Source organism: Nesterenkonia sandarakina (genome assembly GCF_013410215.1).
Taxonomy (GTDB): domain Bacteria; phylum Actinomycetota; class Actinomycetes; order Actinomycetales; family Micrococcaceae; genus Nesterenkonia; species Nesterenkonia sandarakina.
The window spans coordinates 2,741,641-2,766,373 of sequence record NZ_JACCFQ010000001.1 but is presented as its reverse complement, the minus strand read 5'-3'; the positions used below and the strand labels follow the sequence as shown (position 1 = coordinate 2,766,373).

23 protein-coding genes are annotated in these 24,733 nt (G+C 67.9%); 19 read left to right on the top strand and 4 right to left on the bottom strand.

What is annotated here, in order from left to right:
• Positions 1 to 18: 18 nt before the first annotated feature.
• Genes HNR11_RS12620 through HNR11_RS12605 form a run of 4 tightly spaced genes read right to left on the bottom strand, consistent with a single transcriptional unit; the run spans position 19 to position 2,796 of the window.
• Complete coding sequence (locus tag HNR11_RS12620; RefSeq protein WP_179442663.1) at positions 19 to 414, bottom strand: VOC family protein; 396 nt, start codon at positions 412 to 414, stop codon at positions 19 to 21.
• A 54-nt stretch (positions 415 to 468) separates the two neighbouring features.
• Positions 469 to 1,452, bottom strand: coding sequence for an SRPBCC family protein (locus tag HNR11_RS12615; protein WP_179442662.1), 984 nt, complete (start codon positions 1,450 to 1,452; stop codon positions 469 to 471).
• 17 nt (positions 1,453 to 1,469) lie between these two features.
• A complete protein-coding gene (locus tag HNR11_RS12610; protein ID WP_179442661.1) occupies positions 1,470 to 1,841 on the bottom strand; it encodes an ArsR/SmtB family transcription factor in 372 nt (123 codons plus the stop codon).
• 58 nt (positions 1,842 to 1,899) lie between these two features.
• Complete coding sequence (locus HNR11_RS12605; protein WP_179442660.1) at positions 1,900 to 2,796, bottom strand: LysR family transcriptional regulator; 897 nt, start codon at positions 2,794 to 2,796, stop codon at positions 1,900 to 1,902.
• Between the two features lie 90 nt (positions 2,797 to 2,886).
• On the opposite strand from HNR11_RS12605, the gene HNR11_RS12600 reads away from it, so the two are divergent.
• The 19 genes from HNR11_RS12600 to HNR11_RS12510 all read left to right on the top strand — a co-directional run bounded on the left by HNR11_RS12600 (position 2,887) and on the right by HNR11_RS12510 (position 24,625).
• Positions 2,887 to 3,753 (top strand): LysE family translocator, encoded by an 867-nt coding sequence (locus HNR11_RS12600; RefSeq protein ID WP_179442659.1) that lies wholly within the window; start codon positions 2,887 to 2,889, stop codon positions 3,751 to 3,753.
• A gap of 102 nt (positions 3,754 to 3,855) precedes the next feature.
• Complete coding sequence (argS, locus tag HNR11_RS12595) at positions 3,856 to 5,511, top strand: arginine--tRNA ligase (RefSeq protein ID WP_179442658.1); 1,656 nt, start codon at positions 3,856 to 3,858, stop codon at positions 5,509 to 5,511.
• 78 nt (positions 5,512 to 5,589) lie between these two features.
• Entirely contained in the window at positions 5,590 to 7,032 is a 1,443-nt protein-coding gene (gene lysA, locus HNR11_RS12590) for a diaminopimelate decarboxylase (protein ID WP_218850024.1), read from the top strand.
• Positions 7,033 to 7,088: 56 nt separating this feature from the next.
• Positions 7,089 to 8,438 (top strand): homoserine dehydrogenase, encoded by a 1,350-nt coding sequence (locus tag HNR11_RS12585; protein ID WP_179443014.1) that lies wholly within the window; start codon positions 7,089 to 7,091, stop codon positions 8,436 to 8,438.
• Positions 8,439 to 8,547: 109 nt separating this feature from the next.
• Positions 8,548 to 9,657 (top strand): threonine synthase, encoded by a 1,110-nt coding sequence (thrC, locus tag HNR11_RS12580; RefSeq protein ID WP_058888946.1) that lies wholly within the window; start codon positions 8,548 to 8,550, stop codon positions 9,655 to 9,657.
• Between the two features lie 22 nt (positions 9,658 to 9,679).
• Positions 9,680 to 10,774: a homoserine kinase gene (gene thrB / locus HNR11_RS12575; RefSeq protein WP_179442657.1), complete on the top strand. Its 1,095-nt coding sequence runs from the start codon at positions 9,680 to 9,682 to the stop codon at positions 10,772 to 10,774.
• Positions 10,775 to 11,084: 310 nt separating this feature from the next.
• Positions 11,085 to 13,277 (top strand): transcription termination factor Rho, encoded by a 2,193-nt coding sequence (rho, locus tag HNR11_RS12570; protein WP_179442656.1) that lies wholly within the window; start codon positions 11,085 to 11,087, stop codon positions 13,275 to 13,277.
• 143 nt (positions 13,278 to 13,420) lie between these two features.
• Positions 13,421 to 14,503: a peptide chain release factor 1 gene (gene prfA / locus HNR11_RS12565; RefSeq protein WP_179443013.1), complete on the top strand. Its 1,083-nt coding sequence runs from the start codon at positions 13,421 to 13,423 to the stop codon at positions 14,501 to 14,503.
• A gap of 35 nt (positions 14,504 to 14,538) precedes the next feature.
• Positions 14,539 to 15,465 (top strand): peptide chain release factor N(5)-glutamine methyltransferase, encoded by a 927-nt coding sequence (gene prmC, locus HNR11_RS12560; protein ID WP_179443012.1) that lies wholly within the window; start codon positions 14,539 to 14,541, stop codon positions 15,463 to 15,465.
• Positions 15,453 to 16,130, top strand: a complete 678-nt coding sequence (locus HNR11_RS12555) for an L-threonylcarbamoyladenylate synthase (RefSeq protein ID WP_179442655.1) — start codon at positions 15,453 to 15,455, stop codon at positions 16,128 to 16,130. Before prmC ends, HNR11_RS12555 begins: the two co-directional genes overlap by 13 nt.
• Positions 16,127 to 17,275, top strand: a complete 1,149-nt coding sequence (locus tag HNR11_RS12550) for an MraY family glycosyltransferase (RefSeq protein WP_179442654.1) — start codon at positions 16,127 to 16,129, stop codon at positions 17,273 to 17,275. The genes HNR11_RS12555 and HNR11_RS12550 overlap by 4 nt, the downstream gene beginning before the upstream one ends.
• 288 nt (positions 17,276 to 17,563) lie before the next feature.
• Positions 17,564 to 18,355 (top strand): F0F1 ATP synthase subunit A, encoded by a 792-nt coding sequence (gene atpB, locus HNR11_RS12545; RefSeq protein ID WP_083504897.1) that lies wholly within the window; start codon positions 17,564 to 17,566, stop codon positions 18,353 to 18,355.
• Between the two features lie 138 nt (positions 18,356 to 18,493).
• Positions 18,494 to 18,697, top strand: a complete 204-nt coding sequence (locus HNR11_RS12540; RefSeq protein WP_036476452.1) for an ATP synthase F0 subunit C — start codon at positions 18,494 to 18,496, stop codon at positions 18,695 to 18,697.
• Between the two features lie 81 nt (positions 18,698 to 18,778).
• Entirely contained in the window at positions 18,779 to 19,348 is a 570-nt protein-coding gene (locus tag HNR11_RS12535) for a F0F1 ATP synthase subunit B (RefSeq protein WP_058888952.1), read from the top strand.
• The gene (locus tag HNR11_RS12530; protein ID WP_179442653.1) at positions 19,348 to 20,157 is read left to right on the top strand and encodes a F0F1 ATP synthase subunit delta; all 810 of its coding nucleotides are present in this window, start codon (positions 19,348 to 19,350) and stop codon (positions 20,155 to 20,157) included. Before HNR11_RS12535 ends, HNR11_RS12530 begins: the two co-directional genes overlap by 1 nt.
• Before the next feature lie 89 nt (positions 20,158 to 20,246).
• Positions 20,247 to 21,875 (top strand): F0F1 ATP synthase subunit alpha, encoded by a 1,629-nt coding sequence (gene atpA, locus HNR11_RS12525; RefSeq protein WP_179442652.1) that lies wholly within the window; start codon positions 20,247 to 20,249, stop codon positions 21,873 to 21,875.
• A gap of 57 nt (positions 21,876 to 21,932) precedes the next feature.
• Positions 21,933 to 22,826: a F0F1 ATP synthase subunit gamma gene (locus HNR11_RS12520; RefSeq protein WP_058888955.1), complete on the top strand. Its 894-nt coding sequence runs from the start codon at positions 21,933 to 21,935 to the stop codon at positions 22,824 to 22,826.
• Positions 22,827 to 22,895: 69 nt separating this feature from the next.
• Positions 22,896 to 24,356 (top strand): F0F1 ATP synthase subunit beta, encoded by a 1,461-nt coding sequence (gene atpD, locus HNR11_RS12515; protein WP_058888956.1) that lies wholly within the window; start codon positions 22,896 to 22,898, stop codon positions 24,354 to 24,356.
• Positions 24,357 to 24,358: 2 nt separating this feature from the next.
• Positions 24,359 to 24,625 carry a F0F1 ATP synthase subunit epsilon gene (locus HNR11_RS12510; RefSeq protein WP_058888957.1) on the top strand — a complete coding sequence of 89 codons (267 nt, stop codon included), beginning with the start codon at positions 24,359 to 24,361 and terminating at the stop codon, positions 24,623 to 24,625.
• The last annotated feature ends 108 nt before the right edge of the window (positions 24,626 to 24,733 follow it).

The window sequence follows — 24,733 nt, the reverse complement described above, 5'->3', positions numbered from 1 at the left end:
TGGATCGTCTAGGGGTGCTCATTCAATGTAAAGCTGCCAGGCATGACCGTCTGGATCCGCGACGAGAGCTTCGAATCCCCACGGCTGAAGGGTCGGCGGCGTCAGCACCGTGCCACCGGCACCGCGCAGGACCTCGGCGGTGGCCCTGACCTGCTCGGCGTCGGTGAGCGCCATGCCCAGCAGGCATTCACTGAGCCCGGCGGGGGAGAGCTCACGGTCACCGAGCACCCAGCCGAGTCCCTCCGCAGGGACCAGGCACAGGCAGACCCCGCCGGAGAGCTGGAACTGCAGCGGTTCCGGGAGGCCGTCCTGGGCCAGCTCGCCGATGGGGTCCAGCCCCAGGCCTTCTCGGTAGAACCGGTGTGACCGGTGCCGGTCGCTGATCGGAAGGGTGAGGGTGAATCGCTGTGGCATGGCGGCATCCCTGGCTTTCATGATCGGGCTCTGGTGTCGGAGAGGAACGACGGGTCAGCTTCTGGCCGGCGTCAGCATCTCTTCGAGTCGGCGATAGCTGGCCTCCATGCCCTCGGTCATGCCGGTCTCCAGGATCATGTCCCGGACCTCCGGGCTGGGGTAGGTGACCACCAGGGTGAGCAGCGTGCCGCCGTCGAGAGCTGTGAGCGTCTGATCATTGATGTTCGGCTCACCGGGGACGCCCTCCATGGACTCCGTGGTGACCTCCCGGTAGGGCTCCTCCAGCTCGATCAGCTTGCCGGTCATCGCGAATCCGCCCGAGCCGTCGGCCTCCTTCTCCCAGGCGAAGCGATAGCTCTCGCCCACCGTGGTCGCTACCTGGCAGTCGGACATCCGCCACCCGTCGGGGCCCAGCAGCCAGCGGCGCAGCAGCTGCGGATCCCGGTGCGCCTGACGGACCTGCTCCGGGGTGCCGCGGATGATCCGGCTGAACCGGACCACGGTCTCGGTGAGCACCTGGGTCTGGACGCCCCCGCCTGCTGCGAAGGAGGAGAGGTCCTGCAGCACCGCATCCATCTGGCCCATCGCGGAGGTCATACCCTCCTCCATGCCCATCTCCAGGAGCTGCTGAAGGTCCTCGGCGGAGCTGAACCAGGTCGTCGTCGTCAGTCGCGAGCCTTCCGCAGTGGCCTCGAAGCCCAGGGTCATGCGCAGCCGCGGCATCTCGGGATTCGGTCTCCCGGACTCATCCGCGAAGCCATCGGCGACCTCGAAGGAGCGCCCGTGGTCCATCGCGAGGAACTCCCAGTAGCCGCAGGACCGAGTCCCGTCTGGCCCGGTCATCCAGTAGTGCGAACGGCCCCCGGGGCGGAAGTCATGCCGGGTGAAGGTGGCAGGCCACTCGGCGGGCCCCCAGAACCGCTCGAGCATCCGAGGGTCTGCGTAGGCGTCCCAGAGTCGCTGGACCGGGACGGGGAAGTCGGAGACCACGGTCATGGTCAGTGCATCGGTGTCTTGGGTGACGGAGGTGATGGGCATGGCGAGCCTTTCTGGTGTCAGGAACCCCCACTGGAGTCATGCTGCGAGTCCTCCGCCAGGACTGCGTCCAGGCGGGAGATGCGGCCCTTCCAGATCAGCGTGTACTCGTCGAGCAGCGCCTGGGCTTCACGGAGGGTGTTGGGGTTGCCGCGGACCAGGCGCTCGCGCCCTTGCTGGCGTTTGGTGACCAGGTCAGCACTTTCAAGGACGCTGACGTGCTTCTGCACGGCGGCGAAGGACATCTCGTAGAGCCCGGCCAGGGCGGAGACCGAAGCCTCGGCCCCCAAGGTGCGCCGGACGATGTCCCTGCGGGTGGCGTCTGCCAGGGCCCGGAAGATCCGATCCACCTGGTCGTCACGCAACGGTGAAACCTCGTGATGTATAACCATTTGGTTGTACGTTAGGCCTGTGGCCGGGTGGAGTCAAGGGTTCTCCGCCGAGGAGTTCTCAGGAGTGCTGGGCCTCGAGGCGCAGCACCTTCAGCGCCTCGACGACGAGCTCCTCACCCGCGCGGTCCTGGCGTACGTGCGCGACGATCCTGCGCTGCACTGTGGGGTTGCGCAGCGGCCGGGCCACGGTGCCCCGGGGGAGATCGCGCAGCGCCAAATGCGGGAGCACTGTGATCCCCAGGCCGGCGGCCACCAGGGAGAGGGCGGCATTGTGGTCATCGAGTCGGGCGGCGAACTGCGGGACGAAACCGGCCGCCTGGCAGGCGGTGCGGATCATCCGCCCATTGGGGCTGTCCTGGATGTCATGGTCCACCCACATCTGGCCGCTGAGCTCGTGGACCTCCACCGTCTCAGCCTTCGCCAACGAGTGCTGGGCCGGAAGCACGACCGCGAAGTCCTCATCGCGCAGCAGGTGGCGCTGGCAGTCGGGGAAGTGCTCCTCGGGCTCCAATGGGGACTCATTGCGAATGTCGATGTCCACCGGGTGTCCGGACTTCTCGGTGTAGGGCTCGTTCAGACTGATCTGCACGGTCAAGTCCGGTTCCTTCGCGCGCAGGGCGGCGACGACCTGAGGAAGCCATTCCTTGGCCGCAGAGCTGAAGCTGGCGAGCACCAGGTGACGGGACCTGCCCACGCGCAGGTTCTCCACCAGGCGGTCCAGCTCATCGAGGTTCTGCAGCACCGATGTGCTGGCCTGGGCGAGGGACAGTGCCGCAGCGGTTGCGGTGAGTCCGCGGCCGGTGCGCTCGAAGAGCTTCAGGTGAGTCTCCTGAGCGAGGCTGCTCATGTGCTGGCTGACCGTGGCGGGGGAGTAGTGCAGGCTGCGGGCCGCTCCCTGGATCGAGCCTGCGGCGATGACCGACTGCAGCACACGCAGCCTGTGTGGATTCAACATGGAACCAGTATGGTCCTAATTCGTTAATGCCGAACAGTGCAACGCGATTATCTGCTTGTCCTGATGAATGAGTGGCGAGACCATGGAGCCATGACACTCTCCAGCTACCTCGGTCTGCTTGCCGTCTCCGCGGTGCTGGCGGTGACCCCGGGGCAGGACACCATGCTCTCGCTGCGCAATGCGCTGGTCTCCCGCCGGGCCGGCCTGGGTGCGGCCACCGGATCCTCGGTGGCTGCGCTGATCTGGGCGGCCCTGGCGGCCACCGGTCTGGCGGCGCTCTTCCAAGCCTCCCCGGTGGCCTATGAGCTGTTGAGCCTCATCGGTGGGCTCTATGTGATCTTCCTGGGTCTGCGCGCCGTGCGCAGCGCTCGGATCATGCTGCGATCCCATCCGCGTGCACGGGCCCGGGGGAGGGTTCCAGCCCTGGTGGGCGGCCCGCACGATCCCCAGCCGTCCGCAGTGGCCCCCCACCCAGTCATGACCGACCCAGTCACGACCGACCCAGTGGCCACCCACCCGTCGACGGGGGTGACGGACGCCCCGAAGCGTGATCTCTCCGCTGCGGAACAGTCCGACGACGCTCGCGGAACGCCTCCCGGGGCCCCGCGCCCCGCGGGCCGGCGTCCCCGTCGGGAGACCACCAGCTTCCGGAGCACCTTCCTGATCGGGCTGGCCAGCTGCATGACCAACCCGAAGGTCGGACTGTTCTTCCTGGCGCTGTTCCCGCAGTTCACCCCGGTGGGGGCCTCTCCGGCCTTCGCGATCGGGGTGCTCGGCGGGACCGTGGCCGCGAGCATGTGGCTCTACCTGATCGGCGTCGTCCTGCTCGTGGATGCGGCGAACACCTGGCTCTCCAACCCGGTGGTCACCGGTCGCATCGAGCTGGGCAGCGGCCTGACCCTGGCAGGGCTGGGGATCTACCTCAGCGTCAGCGGCGTGCTCGGCCTGCTCAGCTGAGCGCCCCGGGGCCGACCAGCTCCCGCCGGGCGCCCGGCCGCACGCCGGCGCGCTCGCGCCTCCCGCGCCGGGCATCTTCAGCTGACCCCGTAGACTGTCCCGGTGACTCCCGAAGAACTCTCCACCGTTGTCAAGAGCGTGCTCGCCGAGGCTGTCGAAGCCGGTGAGCTGAGCGTCGATCTCCCCGAGAACGTCGTCATCGAGCGCCCCAAGAACCGCGAGCACGGCGACTGGGCCACCACCATCGCGCTGCAGCTGGCCAAGAAGGCCGGCATGGCCCCGCGTGGGTTCGCCGAGATCCTGGGCGCGCGGCTGGAGCAGGTGGCCGGCGTCGAACGCATCGAGATCGCCGGGCCGGGGTTCATCAACATCACCGTGGACTCCGCAGCCGCCGGTGAGCTCGCCCGCACCATCGTCGAGGCCGGAGACAGCTTCGGACACAACACCGCGCTGGCTGGACGAACGGTCAACCTCGAGTTCGTCTCTGCGAACCCCACCGGCCCGCTGCACCTGGGACACACCCGCTGGGCAGCCCTGGGCGACGCCATCGGTCGTCTGCTGCGCGCCTCCGGGGCCACGGTCGCCAACGAGTACTACGTCAACGACGCCGGCAACCAGATGAACGTCTTCGGGCTCTCGGTGCTCTCCCGGATCCACGGCGAGGACGTCCCGGAGGGCGGCTACCCCGGTGAATACGTGGTGGAGCTCGCCCAGGAGATCCTCGCGGCCCGTCCCGACGTCAAGGACATGCCCCGGGAGCAGGCCCTGCCGATCGTGCGCGAACTGGGCTACCAGGCGCAGATGGGCCAGATCAAGGACACCCTGAGCTCCTTCGGTGTGCACTTCGACGTCTTCTACTCCGAACAGACCCTCCACTCCGAGGGCAAGGTCGCCGCGGCGGTGGAGACGCTGCGCGAGCAGGGCCACATCGAGGACCGCGACGGCGCCGTCTGGCTGCGCACCACCGATTTCGGCGATGACAAGGACCGGGTGCTCTTCAAGGCCGACGGCGAGCCCACCTACTTCGCCGCCGACGCCGCCTACTACCTCTCCAAGCGGGAGCGCGGCTTCAGCGAGAAGATCTACCTGCTCGGCGCTGACCACCACGGCTACGTCTCCCGGCTGAAGGCCATCGCGGCCTGCGCCGGGGATGATCCGGAGCACAACATCGAGGTGCTCATCGGTCAGCTGATGTCGATCCGGGGCGCCAAGCTCTCCAAGCGGGCGGGCAACATCATCGAGCTCACCGAGCTCATCGAGTGGCTGGGCGCCGACGCGCTGCGCTACACGCTGGCTCGGTTCCCTGCGAACTCTCCGATCGACGTGGACCCGGAGCTGCTGCAGTCACGCACCAATGACAACCCGGTCTTCTACGTCCAGTACGCCCACGCTCGGTCACGCAACGCCGCGCGCAACGCCGAGGCCGCGGGCGTGGACCGCGAGAGCTTCGACGCCGGCCTGCTCACCCATGAGACCGAGGAAGAGCTGCTCGCCCACCTGGGACGCTTCACCTCCGTGGTGGCCTCCGCCGCCGAGCTGCGCGAACCCCACCGTGTGGCGCGCTACCTCGAGTCCCTGGCCAGCGCCTACCACGGCTGGTACGCGGTGTGCCGAGTGGCGCCCAGCGTCAGCCCGGACGGCGTGCAGGACCCGGTCACCGATCTCAACCGCACCCGGCTCTGGCTCAACGACGCCACCGCCCAGGTGCTGCGCAACGGACTGGCGCTGCTCGGCGTCACCGCCCCCGAAAGGATGTGAACCGTCATCACAGCCAACAGCTCCACGTCGGAGAGCGCTGCAGAGCAGACGCTCCGCCCAGCCCCCGAAGCTCACCCGCTGGCCCCGACCTGGCTGAGCGCCCGCCGGGACACCGACGACCTCGAGGCCGCGCTGCTCCCGCGCAACGCGCATCGCGACGCGGAAGGTCGCCTGGTCATCGGCGGGGTCGACGTCCAGACCCTCGCCGCCGAGCACGGCACCCCGCTCTACGTGCTCTCCGAGGAAGACTTCCGGGCACGGGCCCGCAGCTTCCGGGAAGCCTTCAGCGCGGCCTTCGCCCCGGAGACCGAGGTCGATGTCTTCTACGCCGGAAAGGCGTTCCTGAGCACCCATGTGGCAGGCTGGGCCGTGGCCGAGGGGCTCTGCGTCGACACCGCCTCCGGCGGCGAGCTGGCCCTCGCGCTGGCAGGCGGAGTCCCGCCGCAGAAGATCGGACTGCACGGGAACAACAAGTCCGACGCCGAGATCCAGCGTGCCCTGGACGCCGGGATCGGTCGCGTCATCGCCGACTCCTCGGATGAGCTGGAGCGCATCTCCCGCCTCGCCGTGGCCGCCGGCACCCGAGCCCCGGTCATGCTGCGGCTGACCCCCGGGGTGCACGCCTCAACCCATGAATACATCGCCACCGCGCACGAGGATCAGAAGTTCGGGCTCTCCCTGACCCCCGCCCCTGGTGCCGCTCCGGCAGGCTCCGCAAACCCCTACCTGGGCTCCCCGGCCTGGACCGCGGCCACTCGGGCACTTGAGCTCCCCGGCGTCGAACTGCGCGGACTGCACGCCCATATCGGCTCGCAGATCTTCGAACCGGCCGGCTTCGAGCTCGCCGCGCAGAAGCTGATCACCTTCCTGGCCAGCCTGCGGGCCGAGCACGGGGTGGAACTTCCCGAGCTCGACCTCGGCGGCGGCCACGGCATCGCCTACACCGAGGCCGACACCCCGCGTGACCCGGAGTCGATCGCCGCGGCGCTGGCGACCACCGTGAAGCAGGCCTGTGCGGAGCACGGTCTGAGCGTGCCGCGGATCTCCATCGAGCCCGGACGGGCCATCGTGGGACCCGCCGGAATCACGCTCTACCGGGTCGGCGTGCAGAAGGACGTCCAGGTGGACGCGCCCGACGGCAGCACCGCCTCCCGGCGCTACGTGGCGGTGGACGGCGGAATGAGCGACAACGCCCGCGGCGTGCTGTATGACGCGGACTATTCCGCGGTGCTCGCGTCCCGCCGCGTCACCGGTGATCACGTGCTGTCTCGCATCGTGGGCAAACACTGCGAGTCCGGCGACATCGTGGTGCGAAACGTATACTTGCCGACGGCGACGGCACGGGATGATCTCCTGGCCGTTCCCGCCACCGGCGCGTACTGCCACTCGCTCTCGAGCAACTACAACTACCTGACTCGACCAGCGGTGGTCGCCGTCGCAGACGGTGCCTCCCAGGTGCTCATCCGCCGGGAGACCGAGCAGGACATGCTCGGGCGCGACACCGGCTTCGCCGCAGGCTGACCCAGAGCCCACGCGCAGCGCCGGGAACCGAACAGGCACAAGGGATTGAGGTCATGATGTCCGCAGCCAGGACTACTGCAGAGCCGCTGAAGATCGGTCTGCTCGGCGCAGGCAACGTCGGCTCCCAGGTCGCACGCACCCTGGTCGAGGAGCGTGAGCTGATCTCCTCCCGCGTCGGTGCGCCGATCAAGCTGATCGGGGTCGCCGTCCGGGACGTCGAAGCCCCGCGGGACTGGAAGATTCCGGGTGAGCTGCTGACCACCGACGCTGAGGCGCTGGTGGACGAATCCGACCTGATCATCGAGCTGATGGGCGGACTCGAACCCGCCGGAGCCCTCGTGGAGCGCGCACTGCGCGCCGGCACCGCCGTGGTCACCGGGAACAAGGCGCTGCTGGCGGTCCAGGGCGGCGCGCTCAGCCAGGCAGCCACAGAGTCCGGTGCCCTGCTGCGCTTCGAGGCTGCCGTCGGCGGTGCGATCCCGATCCTGCGTCCGATCCAGGAGTCGCTCTCCGGGGACCGGATCACCAAGGTGATGGGCATCGTCAACGGCACCACCAACTACATCCTGGACCAGATGGACTCCACCGGCGCCGCCTTCTACGACGCGCTGGCCGAGGCGCAGCGACTGGGCTACGCCGAGGCGGACCCGACGGCCGACGTCGAGGGCCATGATGCGGCGGCCAAGGCCGCCATCCTCGGAGCGCTGGCCTTCCACGCACCCTTCACCATCGATGACGTCTACTGCGAGGGCATCACGGCCGTCACCTCCGCCGACATCGAAGCCGCCGCGGCCTCGGGCTACGTGATCAAGCTGCTGGCGATCGTGGAGAAGAACGACGACGGCGCCATCCTGCGCGTGCACCCCACGCTGCTGCCGCGCACCCACCCGCTGGCAAGTGTGCGCGGGGCCTTCAACGCCGTCTTCGTGGTGGCCGAGAACGCTGGGGAACTCATGTTCTACGGCCAGGGCGCCGGAGGGCTGCCCACCTCCTCGGCGATCATGGGCGACGTGGTCTCGGTGGCGCGCCGGCTGCACGGCGGACCGGACCGCCCCGGCGCGGCGGGCACCGATGGAGACGCTCAGCGGGTGCGTGGGCTTCCGGTGGATGACGCCCGCACGCAGTACTACATCGACATGGTGGTCGCGGACCGGGAGGGTGTCATCGCCGAGGTGGCACGGGTGCTGGCCGATCACCACGTCTCCATCGAGTCCATGCGTCAGCCCGGCAGCGTCTCGATCGACGGCGAGGTGGACACCGAGGCGGCGCGCGAGCGCGGCGCCGTGGTCCAGATCGTCACCCACCTGGCCAAGGAGAAGGACCTCTCCGACACGGTGGCGACGCTGCGCGCCCTGGACGTGGTCCGGGCGGTGAACTCGGTGCTGCGCGTCGAGGTCGAACAGTAACCCCGCGGACAGCGACCCGCAGAGCAGCGACCCGCAGGGCGGCAGCACCTCACGGCACGGCCGCACCCGATCAGACCCCACCAGCACGACGATGAAGGAGCACCCACTCGTGGCGCACCAATGGCGCGGAGTCATCCGCGAGTATGCAGACCGACTTCCCGTGGATGAGACCACCGAGGTGATCACCCTGGGCGAGGGCGGAACGCCGCTGGTCCACGCCCCGGCGCTCTCGGAGCTGGTCTCCGGCACGGTCTACCTCAAGGTCGAGGGGATGAACCCCACAGGGTCCTTCAAGGACCGCGGGATGACCATGGCGATCACCGCCGCCGTGGCCGAGGGTGCCAAGGCCGTGGTCTGCGCCTCCACCGGAAACACCTCTGCCTCGGCTGCCGCCTACGCCACTGCGGCCGGGCTGACCTGCGCGGTGCTGGTGCCCGCGGGGAAGATCGCGATGGGCAAGCTCTCCCAGGCCGTGGCCCATGGGGCGGAGCTGATCCAGGTGGACGGCAACTTCGACGGGTGCCTCGACATTGCCCGCAAGCTCTCAGAGAACTACCCGGTGTTCCTGGTCAACTCGGTGAACCCGGCTCGGATCGAGGGCCAGAAGACCGGAGCCTTCGAGGTGGTCGACGCGCTCGGGGACGCCCCGGACTATCACATGCTCCCGGTGGGCAATGCTGGCAACATCACTGCTTATTGGAAGGGCTACCAGGAATACTCCCAGCCCTGGACCAACCCCCGCGACGGCGGGACCGGCGCCCCGCTGGCCGCGGTCGCCACCCGGACCCCGATCATGTGGGGCTTCCAGGCCGAGGGTGCGGCCCCCATCGTCATGGGCCACCCGGTGACCGAGCCGGAGACCGTCGCCACCGCCATCCGGATCGGCAATCCCGCCTCCTGGGAGAAGGCCGAGGCCGCACGGGACCAGTCGAGCGGGGTCATCGAGTCGGTGACCGATGAAGAGATCCTCGCCGCACACCGCTGGCTCTCCTCCAAGGAGGGCGTCTTCGTGGAGCCCGCCTCGGCGGCCGGGGTCGCTGGCCTGATCAAGAAGCACTCCGCCGGTGAGGTCCCGGCGGAGAAGACCATCGTGATCACGGTGACCGGACACGGCCTGAAGGACCCGGACTGGGCGCTGAAGAACGCCGACGGCTCCGACGTCACCCCCACCATGGTCCCGCAGGACGTGGAGACCGTGGCACGGCAGCTGGGGCTCTGATCCGATGAGCCGGCAGCCCAGCATGCACAAGCTCGGACAGGGCCTGGCGCCCGAACAGGCGGTGGCCCCCTCGGCCAAGACGCCCCCGGCCGCGGCACCTGGCCCGGGGACCGGTCACCCGGCGCCCCAGCTGCGGGAGCCGCTGGCCGGGCCGGTGTCCTTCCACCTCAGGGTGCCCGCGACCTCGGCGAACCTCGGGCCGGGGTACGACAGCATGGGTCTGGCGCTGAGCCTGTTCGACGAGATCACCGTCCACGCCGCCCCGCGCGCAGCCGACACCGCGCAGGTCGAGATCAGCGTGGACGGCGAGGGGTCCGCGACGCTGCCCCGCGACGCCTCACACCTGGTGGTCAGCCTGGTGGAGAAGATCCTCAACGCCAAGGGCTTCAGCCTCCCGGACCTCACCGTCCACGCGGTGAACAACATCCCGCACAGTCGTGGGCTCGGATCCTCCGCCGCCGCAGTGGCCTCCGCGGTGATCACCGCAGATGCTCTGCTGCCTGAGGGGCTCAGCGCCGATGAACAGCTGCAGATCGGATCCCGGATCGAAGGCCATCCGGACAACTATGTCCCGGCGCTGCGCGGGGGAGTGGCGATCTCCTGGCAGGCCAGCCCTGCGGCGACGCCGGATGCCGCCAGCGGCGCCGCGAGCTTCAAGACCGCCCCGCTGCGGGCACATCCGCAGCTGCGCACCGTGGTGGCCGTGCCGAACTTTGAGCAGTCCACGCAGGTGGCACGGGATCTGCTTCCCGCCGAAGTCGCCCACGCCGATGCGGCACGCAACTCGGCCCGCGCCGGGCTGTTGGTCCACGCCCTGACCACTGCCCCGCAGCTGCTGCTCGAAGCCACCGAGGATGCCCTTCACCAGGAGCAGCGCCGTCCCGCCTTCCCGGCGTCGATGGCGCTGGTGGATGGACTCCGTGCGGCAGGGTTCGCTGCGGTGATCTCCGGGGCAGGCCCCTCGGTGCTGGTGCTCACGGAATCCGAGGCCCAGGCCAGCGCCGCGGCGGAACAGATTTCAGCCCTGGGCGGACCCGACGAGCTGGGCCGTTTCTTCACCCCGTCGATCCTGCCGATCGCGGACACTGGTGCTACAGTGGAAAAACATCGGCGTTGATGGCGTGCTCGACACGCTCACTCCACCGGACCACTGAGCTGGCCCCGAAGAGATCACCGCGATGTTCCTTCGCGCACGTTGCGCTGTATTCCTGAGCGCGCTGGACGTTGCCGACCCTCCATCGGAGCGGTTGAGCAGAGTCTCGCGATGATCCCACTCCCCGCCGGGGATGAGGACCGCGCAAGAAGCCTCCCCAACGCTGTACGCGCGGAAGAAACTGAAATAAGCCAACGGACTTCTGACGCTCCGTTGAAGACATCGCAGGTCGGCGCATCCGCCGGGCCTGCCTGACGAGGGGGAAGGAACCTTCGTGACAGAAACCACCGCTGAGACCACTGCGACTCAGAGCCCCGAGAAGGCCGAGTCTGCTGCACCCGAGGCCAAGAGCTCCGGGCTTGCCGGTCTGAAGCTCGCACAGCTGCAGGCGCTTGCCTCGCAGCTGGGCATCACTGGAAGCTCCCGGATGCGCAAATCCGCACTGGTGGATGCCATCTCCTCGCATCAGCGCGGCGGCGCCGTCGCCGAGCGAGAGAAGAAGCAGGACCAGGCGAAGACCTCCGGTGGCCAGAACGAGGCCGCCAAGGACGGGAACCAGGACGCCGCCACCGACGAGACCGCCCCGAAGCGCCCGAGTCGCCGCCGCTCCAAGGCCGATCCCAAGGCCGCTGACACCGCCGCCGAGGACAACGGCGCCAGCGCCAACGGCGCTGCCAGCGCGCAGGGCGGCGAGAGCCCCCGCGAGAACGGGCCCCAGGAGGGCAACGAGCGCAGCAGCAACGACCGCAACGGCAACGACCGCCGGTCAGAGCAGCAGAACACCGAGGGCAGCGACGACGCTGCCGAATCCCAGCCGCGCGGACGCAACCGCAACCGCCGCAATCGCAACCGGGACGAGAACTCGGGCCAGCAGCAGGACGCCGCGCAGAGTGACGCGCAGACCTCGAACTCGTCTTCCCGCTCCGAGGAGCAGGATCAGGCCCAGGACAACGGCCAGCGCAACGACGGGGAAGGTCGGAACCGCCGCAACCGCGAGAACAACCGCAACGACGGCGGACGCGGCAACAACCGCAACGACGGCGGGCGTGAGAACAACCGCAACGACGGTGGTCGCGGCGACAATCGCAACGACGGTGGTCGCGGCGACAATCGCAACGACGGTGGTCGCGGCGACAACCGCAACGACGGCGGGCGTGAGAACAACCGCAACGACGGCGGACGCGACGAGGAACGCCGGAACCGGCGCAGTCGCAACCGCAACGACCGGAATGATCGCAATGACCGCAACGATCGCGGTGATCGGAACAACCGCCGTCGCGGCCGCGATCCCGAGGTCGATGACACCGAGATCACCGAGGATGACGTCTTGGTCCCGGTGGCCGGGATCCTGGATGTGCTCGACAACTACGCCTTCGTGCGCACCTCGGGTTACCTCTCCGGACCCAACGATGTCTATGTGTCCCTGGCACAGGTCAAGCGGCACAATCTGCGCAAGGGCGACGCGGTGCACGGGCACATCCGGGCCCCCCGCGAGGGGGAGAACCCGCAGAAGCGCGCGAAGTTCAACGCGCTGGTCAAGCTGGATGCGGTCAACGGGCGCCCGCCCGAGTCCAACACCGACCGTGTGGAGTTCAGCAAGCTGGTCCCGCTCTACCCACAGGATCGTCTGCGCCTGGAGGGGGACGCGAAGAACATCGCCCCCCGGGTGATCGACCTGATCGCCCCGATCGGCAAGGGCCAGCGCGGCCTGATCGTCTCCCCGCCGAAGGCTGGCAAGACCATCATCCTGCAGGCGCTGGCCAGCGCGATCAAGATGAACAACCCTGAGGTCCACCTCATGATGGTCCTGGTCGACGAGCGGCCCGAAGAGGTCACCGACATGCAGCGCACGGTCGACGGCGAAGTCATCGCCTCGACCTTCGACCGTCCGGCGGAGGACCACACCACCGTCGCGGAACTGGCGATCGAACGTGCCAAGCGACTCGTGGAACTGGGCAAGGACGTCGTCGTCCTGCTGGACTCCATGACCCGGCTCGGCCGCGCCTACAACACCGCGGCACCGGCCTCCGGTCGGATCCTCTCCGGCGGTGTCGATGCCAATGCGCTCTACCCGCCGAAGCGGTTCTTCGGCGCGGCGCGCAACATCGAGAACGGCGGCTCGCTGACCATCCTGGCCACCGCGCTGGTGGAGACCGGGTCCAAGATGGATGAGGTCATCTTCGAGGAGTTCAAGGGAACCGGCAACATGGAGCTGCGTCTGTCCCGCCGTCTGGCGGACAAGCGGATCTTCCCGGCCGTGAACGTGAACGAGTCCTCCACCCGTCGTGAAGAGAACCTGCTCTCGCCCGAGGAGGTCAAGATCATGTGGAAGCTGCGCCGGGTGCTCTCAGGACTCGAGCAGGAACAGGGTCTCGAGCTGCTGATCAACAAGCTCAAGGAGACCCAGTCAAACGCTGAGTTCCTGATGCTCGCGTCCAAGACCACGCTCGGAGACAAGGGCAACTAGCCACCTCAGAAGCTGAAGCCCGGGGAGAGCATCTGCTCACCCCGGGCTTCGCCTGTACCAGCCCGATCTGCCAGCAGTGCGTCCGCGCATCAGCCACGGAAACGAAAGAGAAGCCAGTCATGAGCGAAGAGATCAACGCCAGGATGTTCGACTCCGTCTCGACGCTGCTCGCTGAGCACGCCGAGCTCCAGGAACAGCTCGCCGACCCCGCGGTCCACGCCGACCAGTCCCTGGCCCGTCGGCTGGGACGCCGCTACGCGCAGCTCAACGGCGTCGCCGAGGCGCATAAGACCTGGAAGCAGCTCAGCGAGGACCTGGCCACCACCCAGGAGCTCGCCCAGGAGGACGCTGAGTTCGCCGCGGAGATCCCTGAGCTCACCGCCGCCCGCGAGGAGGCCGCGGCGAAGCTGCTGCGGATGCTGATCCCACGCGATGAGAACGATGTCCGCAACGCGATCATCGAGGTCAAGGGCGGAGCCGGGGGCGATGAGGCGGCGCTCTTCGCCGGGGACCTGCTGCGGATGTACACCCGCTACGCCGAGTCCAAGGGATGGAAGACCGAGATCATCTCCTCCACGCCCTCAGACCTGGGTGGGTATAAGGACGTGCAGATGGCGATCAAGTCCTCCACCAACGACCCGGCCCAGGGGGTCTACGCCCACCTGAAGTTCGAAGGCGGAGTGCACCGGGTGCAGCGCGTGCCCGAGACCGAGTCCCAGGGCCGGATCCACACCTCCGCCGCCGGCGTGCTGGTGCTGCCCGAGGTCGATGAGCCCGAGGAGCTGGAGCTGAACCAGAACGACCTCAAGATCGATGTCTACCGCTCCTCCGGACCGGGCGGACAGAGCGTGAACACCACGGACTCCGCGGTCCGGATCACCCACCTGCCCACCGGGATCGTGGTGGCCATGCAGAACGAGAAGTCACAGCTGCAGAACCGCGAGGCCGCGATGCGCGTGCTGCGCTCCCGCATCCTGGCGCACCAGCAGGAACAGATCGACGCCGAGAACGCGCAGGTGCGCAAGTCCCAGGTCCGCACCATGGACCGCTCCGAACGGATTCGCACCTATAACTACCCGGAGAACCGGATCGCCGATCACCGCACCGGCTATAAGGCCTACAACCTGGACACCGTGATCAACGGTGACCTGGAGGCCGTGATCCAGTCCTGCGTCCAGCTCGACGAGCAGGAGCGACTCGCCGCGCTGAACGACAGCCAGGGCTGAGCCCGGTGCACGCCCCCGACCCCACCGATGCCCAGCTGGCAGCCCAGTCGGCAGCCCGGGAGGCCGATCAGCTGCTGAGCGAGGCGACAGCGCGGCTGCATGCCGCAGGGGTGCCCAGCCCCAGGGTGGACGCAGAGATCCTCACCGCCCACGTGCTCGGGGTCTCCCGCGGACGCCTGGCTGCCATGACCTTGGCCGGCAGCGCGGTGCCCGCCTCGCAGGCCGACCGGATCACGGAGCTCATCGCCGAGCGCGCAGAGCGCATCCCGCTGCAGCACCTCACCGGACTGGCCCCGTTCCGTCACATGGAGCTGCGAGTGGGGCCCGGGGTCTTCATCCCGCGCCCAGAGACCGAACAGGTGGCCCAGGCGGCCCTTGATCAGCTGGGCAGGATGGCCGCGCAGCGTCCCGCGTCCTGGCGGCCCCGCGTGATCGATCTCGGCACCGGCTCCGGCGCCCTGGCCGGGGCCATCGCCGCGGAGCACCCGAGCGCGGAGGTCCACGCGGTGGAGCTCTCACCGCAGGCCGCCGCCTGGGCGCAGCTCAACCTGGACCCGCTGGGGGTCACCCTGCATCAGCAGGACCTGCGCGAGGTGCCTGAGGACTGGGAGGCCAGCTTCGACGTCGTGGTGTCCAACCCGCCGTACATCCCGGCCGGGATGGTGCCGCGCGAGGCGGAGGTCCGGGTGCATGATCCCGAGCTCGCGCTCTACGGCGGGGGAGACGACGGGCTGATCATGCCTCGCGCAGTCATCGAGACCGCCAAGCGGCTGCTGAAGCCGGGGGGCTGGTTCATCCTGGAGCACGCCGAGGCTCAGGCGGACGCGCTGGCCGAGCACTGCCGGCGCGACCCCTGGCTCTCCGCGGTCAGCACGCACCAGGACCTCACCGGCCGGGACCGCGCCACCAGCGCAGTGGCTGACCTGGATCCAGCCGCGGTCGTGGAAGAATGGCGCGCGTGAGCCAGACAGTCGACTGCACGGACCCCGCCTCCCGCGCCGAGGGCATCGCCGCGGCACAGAACGCACTCTCCCGCGGGGAGACCGTGGTCCTTCCCACCGACACCGTCTATGGGATCGGCGCCGACGCCTTCTCGCCGCAGGCCGTCGCGGTGCTGCTCGCCGCCAAGGGGCGCAGCCGCGCGATGCCGCCACCGGTGCTGATCGCACGCCCTGAGGTCATGGACGCCCTGGCCATCGACGTGCCCGAGCAGGCGCGGGCACTGGCCCAGGCCTTCTGGCCTGGCCCGATGACCCTGATCCTGCACGCTCAGCCCTCGCTGCACTGGGACCTGGGGGAGACCCATGGCACCGTGGCGCTGCGCATGCCCGCCGATGAGCTCGCCCTGGACCTGCTCTCCGCCACCGGGCCGCTGGCGGTGTCCTCCGCCAACCGCACCGGGATGCCCGCGGCCACGAATGTGACCGAGGCGCAGAGCATGCTCGCCGAGTCCGTCGCGGTGTATCTCGACGCCGGGGAGCGCGCCAGCAGTGCCGCCTCGACCATCATCGACGCCACCGTGAGCCCGGCCCGCGTGGTGCGCTCCGGTGCCCTGCCGCTGGCCGAGGTCCAGGCCGTGGTCCCTTCAGTGGAGCCCGAGGCAGAGGCCCCCGACGCCCACTCATGATCTATTTCCTGGCCGTCCTGGTCGTCTCGATGGTGGTGACCTATGCGCTCACCCCTGCGGTGCGCATCGTCGCCCTGCGACTGGGCATCTACACCCCGATCCGGGACCGCGACGTGCACCAGGCGATCAAGCCGCGCTGGGGCGGAGTCGCGATGTTCCTGGGGATGGTGGTGGGACTGGCGGCCGCCTCCACGATTCCCTACCTGGGAGGGATCTTCGCGGACCTGACCCCGGTGCGCGGGGTCTTCGCCGCGATGCTGGTGATCCTGGTGGTCGGCATGGCCGACGACGCCTGGGACATCCCCTGGATGGTCAAGCTGGGCGGCCAGGTCTTCGCCGCCGTGACCCTGGTGCTGCACGGGATCCAGCTGGAGGTGATGCCGGTGGGCTGGCTGGGGGTCGGGGGTCCGCTGGTCCAAGCGATGCTGACCGTGTTCGTGGTGGTGCTGACCATCAACGCCTTCAACTTCATCGACGGCCTGGATGGCCTCGCCGCCGGCGTGGCGGCCCTGGGCGGGGCGGCCTTCTTCATCTACAGCTACCTGCTCACGCTCTCGATCAACGCCTTCGACGCCTCGAACCTGGTGACCCTGCTCATGGCCGTGCTGGTGGGCTCCTGTCTGGGGTTCCTGCCGCATAACTTCTACCCCTCGAAGATCATCATGGGCGACACCGGGGCGATGCTGCTGGGACTGGTCATGGCCGCCGGGGCGCTGGCAGTGACCGCCGACGTCGGCCAGCTCGCGGAGGGCTTCAGATTCCGTAACATCCCGGCATATATGCCGATCCTGCTGCCCCTGGCGGTCACGCTGCTTCCGCTGCTCGACCTCGCCCTGGCAGTGGCCCGGCGCACCGCCCGTGGCGCCTCGCCCTTCAGCCCCGACCGGGGCCACCTTCATCACAAACTGGTCGACGGCGGCTACTCGCATCCCCAGGCGGTGCTGCTGCTCTACTTCTGGTCGGCGCTCTTCGCCTTCGGAGCGGTCTCGTTCAACTTCGTGGACTGGTGGCTGGTGGCTCTGGGCATGGTGCTGAGCCTGGGGGCGGCGCTGGTGCTCACGCTGGGACCCTGGCTGCGCCGTCGCGCGCTGCGGGTCAACCGCGCCGCCGCGTCGCGGGCCCTGCGGCACCGACTCAAGAACTGATCCAGCCCGGCAGGGCAGACTCAGCGCCGAGCAGAACGCCCGTCGACGACGTCGCGCGGCAGAGCCGAAGCCCTCGTTCTGGTAGGCTCTATGTGACTTCCCGCGCTAGTTCTGTGTTTTCCAACACCTGCGCGGGGCAGTTGCCCGTGGACGGTCATTCGGAGGTCTCTTAACAGACTGGCTGTCCACATACAAGGCGAGACGGAGTTGATCCGGCTTCCGATGCCCGGGGTTTGAACCCACTGACGGACACCGCAGAGAGGACCAGCGTTGCATTCGCTTGCGCCCATGGCCACCAATGAAGGTGGATTCCAGCCGCCCACGATTTCTGAGACGCACCTTCCGGAGATCTTTCCCTGGATGGCGGAGTGGGGGACTGGCTTCGGCAAGAACATGCTGATGGTCATCCTCTCGGTCATCGTCATCTCCTGGTTCTTCATGTGGGCGATCCGGAAGCAGTCCCTGGTGCCCTCCCGCGCGCAGTTCATCGCCGAGTCCGGCTACGGCTTCGTCCGGCACACCCTGGGCCGCGACATCCTCGGCGAGAAGCACTTCCGCCGCTGGATCCCGCTGCTCTTCGCGGTCTTCTTCTTCGTCCTGGTCAACAACATCTTCGGCGCGGTCCCCGGGCTGCAGCTGCCGACCTTCTCGCACGCCGGGCCTGCCTACGCGCTGGCCGGCATCATCTGGATCACCTGGATCGTGCTGGGCTTCAGGACCCACGGACCGAAGTTCATCAAGCTGATGACGGTCCCTTCCGGGGTGCCGAAGTGGCTGCTGCCGCTGCTGGTGGTCCTGGAGTTCCTCTCGAACTTCATCATCCGCCCGCTCACGCACTCGCTGCGACTGATGGCTGTGATGCTCGCCGGGCACATCATCGTGATGCTCGCCGGATCCGGCGTCGAATTCCTCGTGGCCCAGCAGGGCGGCCTGGACGGCTACGGCCTGGGCGCGCTGATCCTGGTGGGCTCGATCCCGCTGTACTTCCTGGAGCTGGTGATGATGGTCCTTCAGGCCTTCGTCTTCGCCCTGCTGACAGCGATCTACATCCAGGGCTCCATCGAGGCTGACGCCCACTGATGAGTTTCCTCTATGCGGTTCGGCTCTCCTGACCCGGAGGCCGAGTGGCAGCGGCGGACCGGCAGACGCCGGTAGGCCTGACATTGAAACGTCCGCGTGGCACGCACGCCGGACTCAGACAGAAAGTGAGCAACACATATGGACGGCACTCTGAACATGGTCGGTATGGGTCTCGCAGGCTTCGGCGCTGCTCTGGCCATCGGCATGATCTTCTCGGCCTACCTCAACGGTGTGGCCCGCCAGCCCGAGGCTCAGCGTGTGCTGCAGCCCATCGCCATCCTCGGCTTCGCGCTGGCGGAGGCGGTCTTCATCCTCGCCATCGTCTTCGCCTTCGTGCTCTGACGCTGGTCCGATTCCTCTGGGACGGGCACCGGAGCTCCGGGCCCTCTGAGATCGTCAGACTACTGAAAAAAGGGTGAACACATGATCAGTGCATCTCTGATCCAGGCAGCAGAAGGCGACGCCAACCCATTGCTCCCCAACCCCTGGGAAGCACTGGTCGTGGTGCTCGGCTTCCTGGTGCTGTTCTACGTGGTCCAGAAATGGATCGTGCCAGCATTCGAGAAGTCCTACCAGGCCCGCACCGAGGCCATCGAGGGCGGTCTCAACGAGGCTGAGAAGGCCAAGGCTGAGGCTGAGGCCATGAAGGCCGAGTATGAGAAGAACCTCGGCGATGCCCGTGCTGAGGCGAGCCGGATGCGCGAGGAAGCTCGCGCTGAAGGTGCGCAGATCGTCGCCGAGCACAAGGAGAAGGCCGCCGCCGAGGCGGCCCGCATCACCGAGCAGGCTCAGCAGCAGATCGCCGCAGAGCGCGCCTCTGCTGCGCACTCGCTGAAGGCCGAGGTCGGTTCGCTGGCCACGCAGCTTGCGAGCCGGATCGTCGGCGAGGCCCTGGAGGACGACACCCGCTCCCAGCGAGTGGTGGATCGCTTCCTCGCGGATCTCGACGCTGATCAGGCAGCCCAGGCTGGCCAGACGGGAGCAGCACAGTAATGGCAGCGGTGACCACCGAATCCCTCGCATCCGTGCAGAAGGAGCTCGCGTCGACCCTGGCCCAGGCCGATCTTGAGGTCGCTCGGGAGCTCTTCGCCGCACTGGACGTGCTCGACTCCTCGGCGGGGCTGCGGCGCAGCCTCACCGATCCCTCCCGAGAGGCACAGGACCGCGCCGCGATGGCGCGCAGCCTCTTCGGTGGGAAGGTGAACAGCACGACGGCGGAGGTTCTGACTGCTCTGGTCTCCCGACGCTGGAGCAAGGAGCGCGACCTCGGCGACGCCGTCGAGGTTCTGGCCGTCGCCGTGGTGGTCGTCCAGGCCGAGCGCGAGGGCCTGGCCGGGCTCGAGAAGCTGGAGACGGTGCTGCTGGACTTCCGCCGGACGGTGTCCTCCTCGCACGAGGTGCAGCGCGCTCTGACGGATCCGCAGGCGAAGCCCGAGGCGAAGCAGAAGCTGGGCGCTGCGCTCTCACCTTCTGCCAGCGCCGAGGCCAGGCTGCTCATCGACCGCGCCGTCACCTCGCCTCGCGGACTTCGGCCCGCGCAGCTGGTGAAGCGTTTCACCGAGCAGATCGCGGCCCGCCAGCAGCGCTGGATCGCATTGGTCACCGTCGCCAAGGAGCTGGATCCCAGCTACATGGAACGGCTCCGGGCAAGCCTGGACCGCTACTTCGGCCGGGAGCTGAAACTCGACGTCGTCGTCGACCCTGCTGTGGTCGGCGGCATCCGTGTCCAGGTCGGCGATGAGGTGGTCGACTCCACCGTGGCCACCAAGCTCAACGATCTCGACCGGAGACTGGCCAGCTAGTCTTCTTCAGACTGGCTCAACACATACGTGAATCTTTGAACCACCCGGCCGCACACTGCGGCCATGACTGAGGAGAGCAGGGACTGCAGATGGCCGACTTGACCATCAACGCCGACGACGTCCGCAACGCCTTGAACGATTTCGCCGCATCCTACGATCCCGGCAGCGCTGAGCGCGTCGAGGTCGGACGCGTGATCTCCGCGGCTGACGGCATCGCACGTGTCGAGGGACTTCCCTCGACCATGGCAAACGAACTTCTTCGCTTCGAAGACGGCACCCTGGGCCTGGCCCAGAACCTCGACACCCGAGAGATCGGCGTCGTGATCCTCGGCGAGTTCTCAGGGATCGAGGAGGGCCAGGAGGTCACTCGCACCGGAGAGGTCCTCTCGGTCCCGGTGGGCGACGAGTTCCTGGGTCGCGTGGTGGACCCGCTGGGCAAGCCGATCGACGACAAGGGCGACATCGCCCCGGAGGGACGCCGCCCCATGGAGCTGCAGGCTCCTTCGGTGGTGCAGCGCAAATCCGTGCACGAGCCGCTGCAGACCGGCATCAAGGCCATCGACGCCATGATCCCGATCGGCCGCGGTCAGCGTCAGCTGATCATCGGTGACCGGCAGACCGGCAAGACCGCGATCGCGATCGACGCCATCCTCAACCAGAAGGCGAACTGGGAGTCCGGCGACGTCTCCAAGCAGGTCCGCTGCATCTACGTCGCGGTGGGCCAGAAGGCCTCCACGATCGCAGCCGTGCGGCAGAGCCTCGAGGAGCGCGGCGCGCTGGAGTACACCACCATCGTGGCGTCCCCGGCCTCCGACCCCGCGGGCTATAAGTACCTGGCGCCGTTCGCGGGTTCCGCGATCGGTCAGCACTGGATGTACGGCGGCAAGCACGTGCTCATCGTCTTCGATGACCTCTCCAAGCAGGCTGAGGCCTACCGCGCCGTGTCGCTGCTGCTGCGTCGCCCACCGGGACGCGAGGCGTACCCCGGCGACGTCTTCTACCTCCACTCCCGTCTGCTCGAGCGTTGCGCGAAGCTCTCCGACGAGCTCGGCGCAGGCTCGATGACCGGACTGCCGCTGATCGAGACCAAGGCCAACGACGTCTCGGCCTACATCCCGACCAACGTCATCTCGATCACCGACGGTCAGATCTTCCTGCAGTCGGACCTCTTCAACGCCAACCAGCGCCCAGCGGTCGACGTGGGCATCTCGGTGTCCCGCGTGGGCGGCTCGGCGCAGGTCAAGGCCATGAAGAAGGTCTCGGGCACGTTGAAGCTGGACCTGGCCCAGTACCGGGACATGCAGGCCTTCGCCATGTTCGCCTCGGACCTGGACCCCGCAACGCGCCAGCAGCTGGTGCGCGGCGAGCGTCAGACCGAGCTGCTCAAGCAGGCCCAGTACACCCCGTACGCCGTCGAGGATCAGGTCGCCTCGATCTGGACCGGTTCCCAGGGTCACCTGGACGACGTCGAGACCGCTGACATCAAGCGCTTCGAGACCGACTGGCTGGACTACCTGCGTCGCAAGACCAACGTGCTCACCAACATCGCCGCCTCCGGGAAGCTCGAGGACGACACCGTCAGCGCGCTGAAGGAAGCCATGACCGCGTTCAAGAAGGAGTTCCACGCCGAGGGCGCGAGCTCCATCGTGGGCAACGAGCAGACCGAAGCGATGTCCGCCGACGAGATCAGCCAGGAAGAGATCCCCGCGCGCAGCTGAGGTTCACACCACAGCTGAGCAGGATCACTTGCTGGACGACATCAGGGAAGGACAAGCATGGGAGCCCAGATTCGGGTCTACCGCCAGAAGATCGCATCGACCTCGTCGATGAAGAAGATCTTCAAGGCGATGGAGCTGATCGCGACGTCTCGCATCGGCAAGGCACGCAGCCGTGCGCGGGCAGCCTCGCCATACGCAGATGCCATCACACGAGCGGTCTCCGCCGTGGCCTCGCAGAACGACATCGATCATGTGCTGACCACCAAGGTGGAGAACCCCACCCGCGCGGCAGTGCTGATCCTCACCAGCGACCGCGGTCTCGCTGGCGCCTACTCCACGAATGTGCTCAAACGGGGCGAAGCCCTGACCAAGCGCCTGCGTGAGGACGGCAAGGAGATCCGCCCGTACCTCTATGGACGCAAGGCGCAGGCCTTCTATGACTTCCGCGAGCGGGAGTATGACCAGGTCTGGACCGGCAACACGGACGCCCCCGAGGTGGAACGCGCTCAGGAGATCGGCCGCACGCTGGTCGACCGCTTCCTGCAGCCCACCGAGGAGGGCGGTGTGGACGAGCTCTACCTCGTCTTCACCGAATTCCAGTCCATGGTGAAGCAGGAACCGGTGGTGCGACGTCTGCTGCCACTGGCCTTCGTGGAGAAGGAAGCAGAAGCCACGCACGAGCCGACTCCGCTGTATGACTTCGAGCCCGCCGCCGAGGAGGTCCTCGATGCGCTGCTTCCGCGGTACATCGAGTCCAAGATCTTCGCGGCGATGCTCGAAGCCTCCGCCTCGGAGCTCGCGGCACGCCAGCGGGCGATGAAATCGGCTGCAGACAATGCAGACGAGCTCATCAAGAAGTACACCCTGTTGCGCAACAACGCTCGCCAGGCGGAGATCACCCAGGAGCTCAGCGAGCTCATCGCGGGTGCCGACGCCCTGGCCTCGAGCTAGCCCACGGGGACTCCCGCAGGCCAACAACAGACGTTTTGACATCATCCAAGATCAAGTGAAGTGAGAGAGATGACTGCCACTACTGCAGAGCAGAGCTCCGGAGGAGCCGGTCAGCCGGGTGCGACTGGTCGCATCGCCCGGGTGATCGGCCCGGTCGTGGACATCGAGTTCCCCGCCGACTCCATCCCATCGATGTACAACGCGCTCACCTCCGAGGTCACCCTCGGCGGCGAGACCCGCAGGATCACCTTCGAGACCGCCGCGCACCTGGGCGACAACCTCATCCGCGCTATCTCGCTGCAGGCCACCGACGGCCTGGTGCGCGGCACCCCCGTGCACGACACGGGATCCGCGATCTCGGTGCCCGTCGGCGAGTCCGTGAAGGGCCACATCTTCAACGTCCTGGGCGAGACCCTGGACATGCCGATCTCGGACCTCGAGGTGACCGATCGCTGGCCGATCCACCGCCCGGCCCCGAACTTCGCGGCGCTGGAAGGCTCCACCGAGATGCTGGAGACCGGCATCAAGGTGATCGACCTGCTGACCCCCTACATCCAGGGCGGCAAGATCGGCCTCTTCGGCGGCGCCGGTGTGGGCAAGACGGTGCTCATCCAGGAGATGATCACCCGTGTGGCCCGCAACTTCGGCGGCACCTCGGTGTTCGCCGGCGTCGGTGAGCGCACCCGTGAGGGCAACGACCTCTGGGTGGAGATGGAAGAGGCCAACGTGCTCAAGGACACCGCCTTGGTGTTCGGCCAGATGGATGAGCCGCCAGGCACGCGTCTGCGGGTGGCGCTGAGCGCGCTGACCATGGCGGAGTACTTCCGCGATGTGCAGAACCAGGATGTGCTGCTCTTCATCGACAACATCTTCCGCTTCTCGCAGGCCGGCTCCGAGGTCTCCACGCTGCTGGGCCGCATGCCCTCGGCTGTGGGCTACCAGCCCAACCTCGCGGACGAGATGGGTGTGCTCCAGGAGCGCATCACCTCCACCCGTGGGCACTCGATCACCTCGATGCAGGCCGTCTACGTCCCCGCCGATGACTACACCGACCCGGCGCCGGCGAACGTGTTCGCGCACCTGGATGCGACCACGGAGCTCTCCCGTGCGATCGCCTCGCGTGGCCTCTACCCGGCTGTGGATCCGCTGAGCTCCACCTCGCGCATCCTGGACCCGCAGTATGTGGGTCAGGAGCACTACGACACCGCGACGCGGGTGAAGCAGATCCTGCAGAAGAACAAGGAGCTGCAGGACATCATCGCGATCCTGGGCATCGACGAGCTCGGCGAAGAGGACAAGATCGTCGTCTCCCGCGCCCGCCGCATCGAGCAGTTCCTGTCGCAGAACACCTACACGGCGAAGCAGTTCACCGGCGTGGACGGCTCCACCGTGTCCATCAAGGACACCATCGAGGGCTTCAACGCCATCGCCAACGGCGATCTCGACCACATCCCGGAGCAGGCGTTCTACAACGTCGGCGGTCTCGACGACGTCGAGCGGCTCTACTCCGAGATCCAGAAGAGGTCCTGATCATGGCCGAACTCGACGTCCAGGTGGTCGCCAGCGACCACGCCGTCTGGTCCGGTGCCGCGAAGTCGGTGCGCGGGCGCACCGTGGAAGGTGACATCGGCATCCTGCCCGGTCACACCCCGGTGCTCTCGCTGCTGGCCGAAGGTGAGCTGGTCATCCAGCCCGTCGAGGGCGCCCCGGTCAAGGCCGACGTCAGCGGAGGCTTCTTCTCGGTGGACTCCGATCAGGTGACCATCGTGGCGGACAAGGCTGAGCTCACCGAGAGCTGAGCGCACTGCCCCAACGGCGCATCGCATCAGGCGGGCCCCCGGACTCTTCACCGAGTCCGGGGGCCCGCCTGCGTATCAGGGCTGCTTCGGGAGAAGGGTAGATTGACC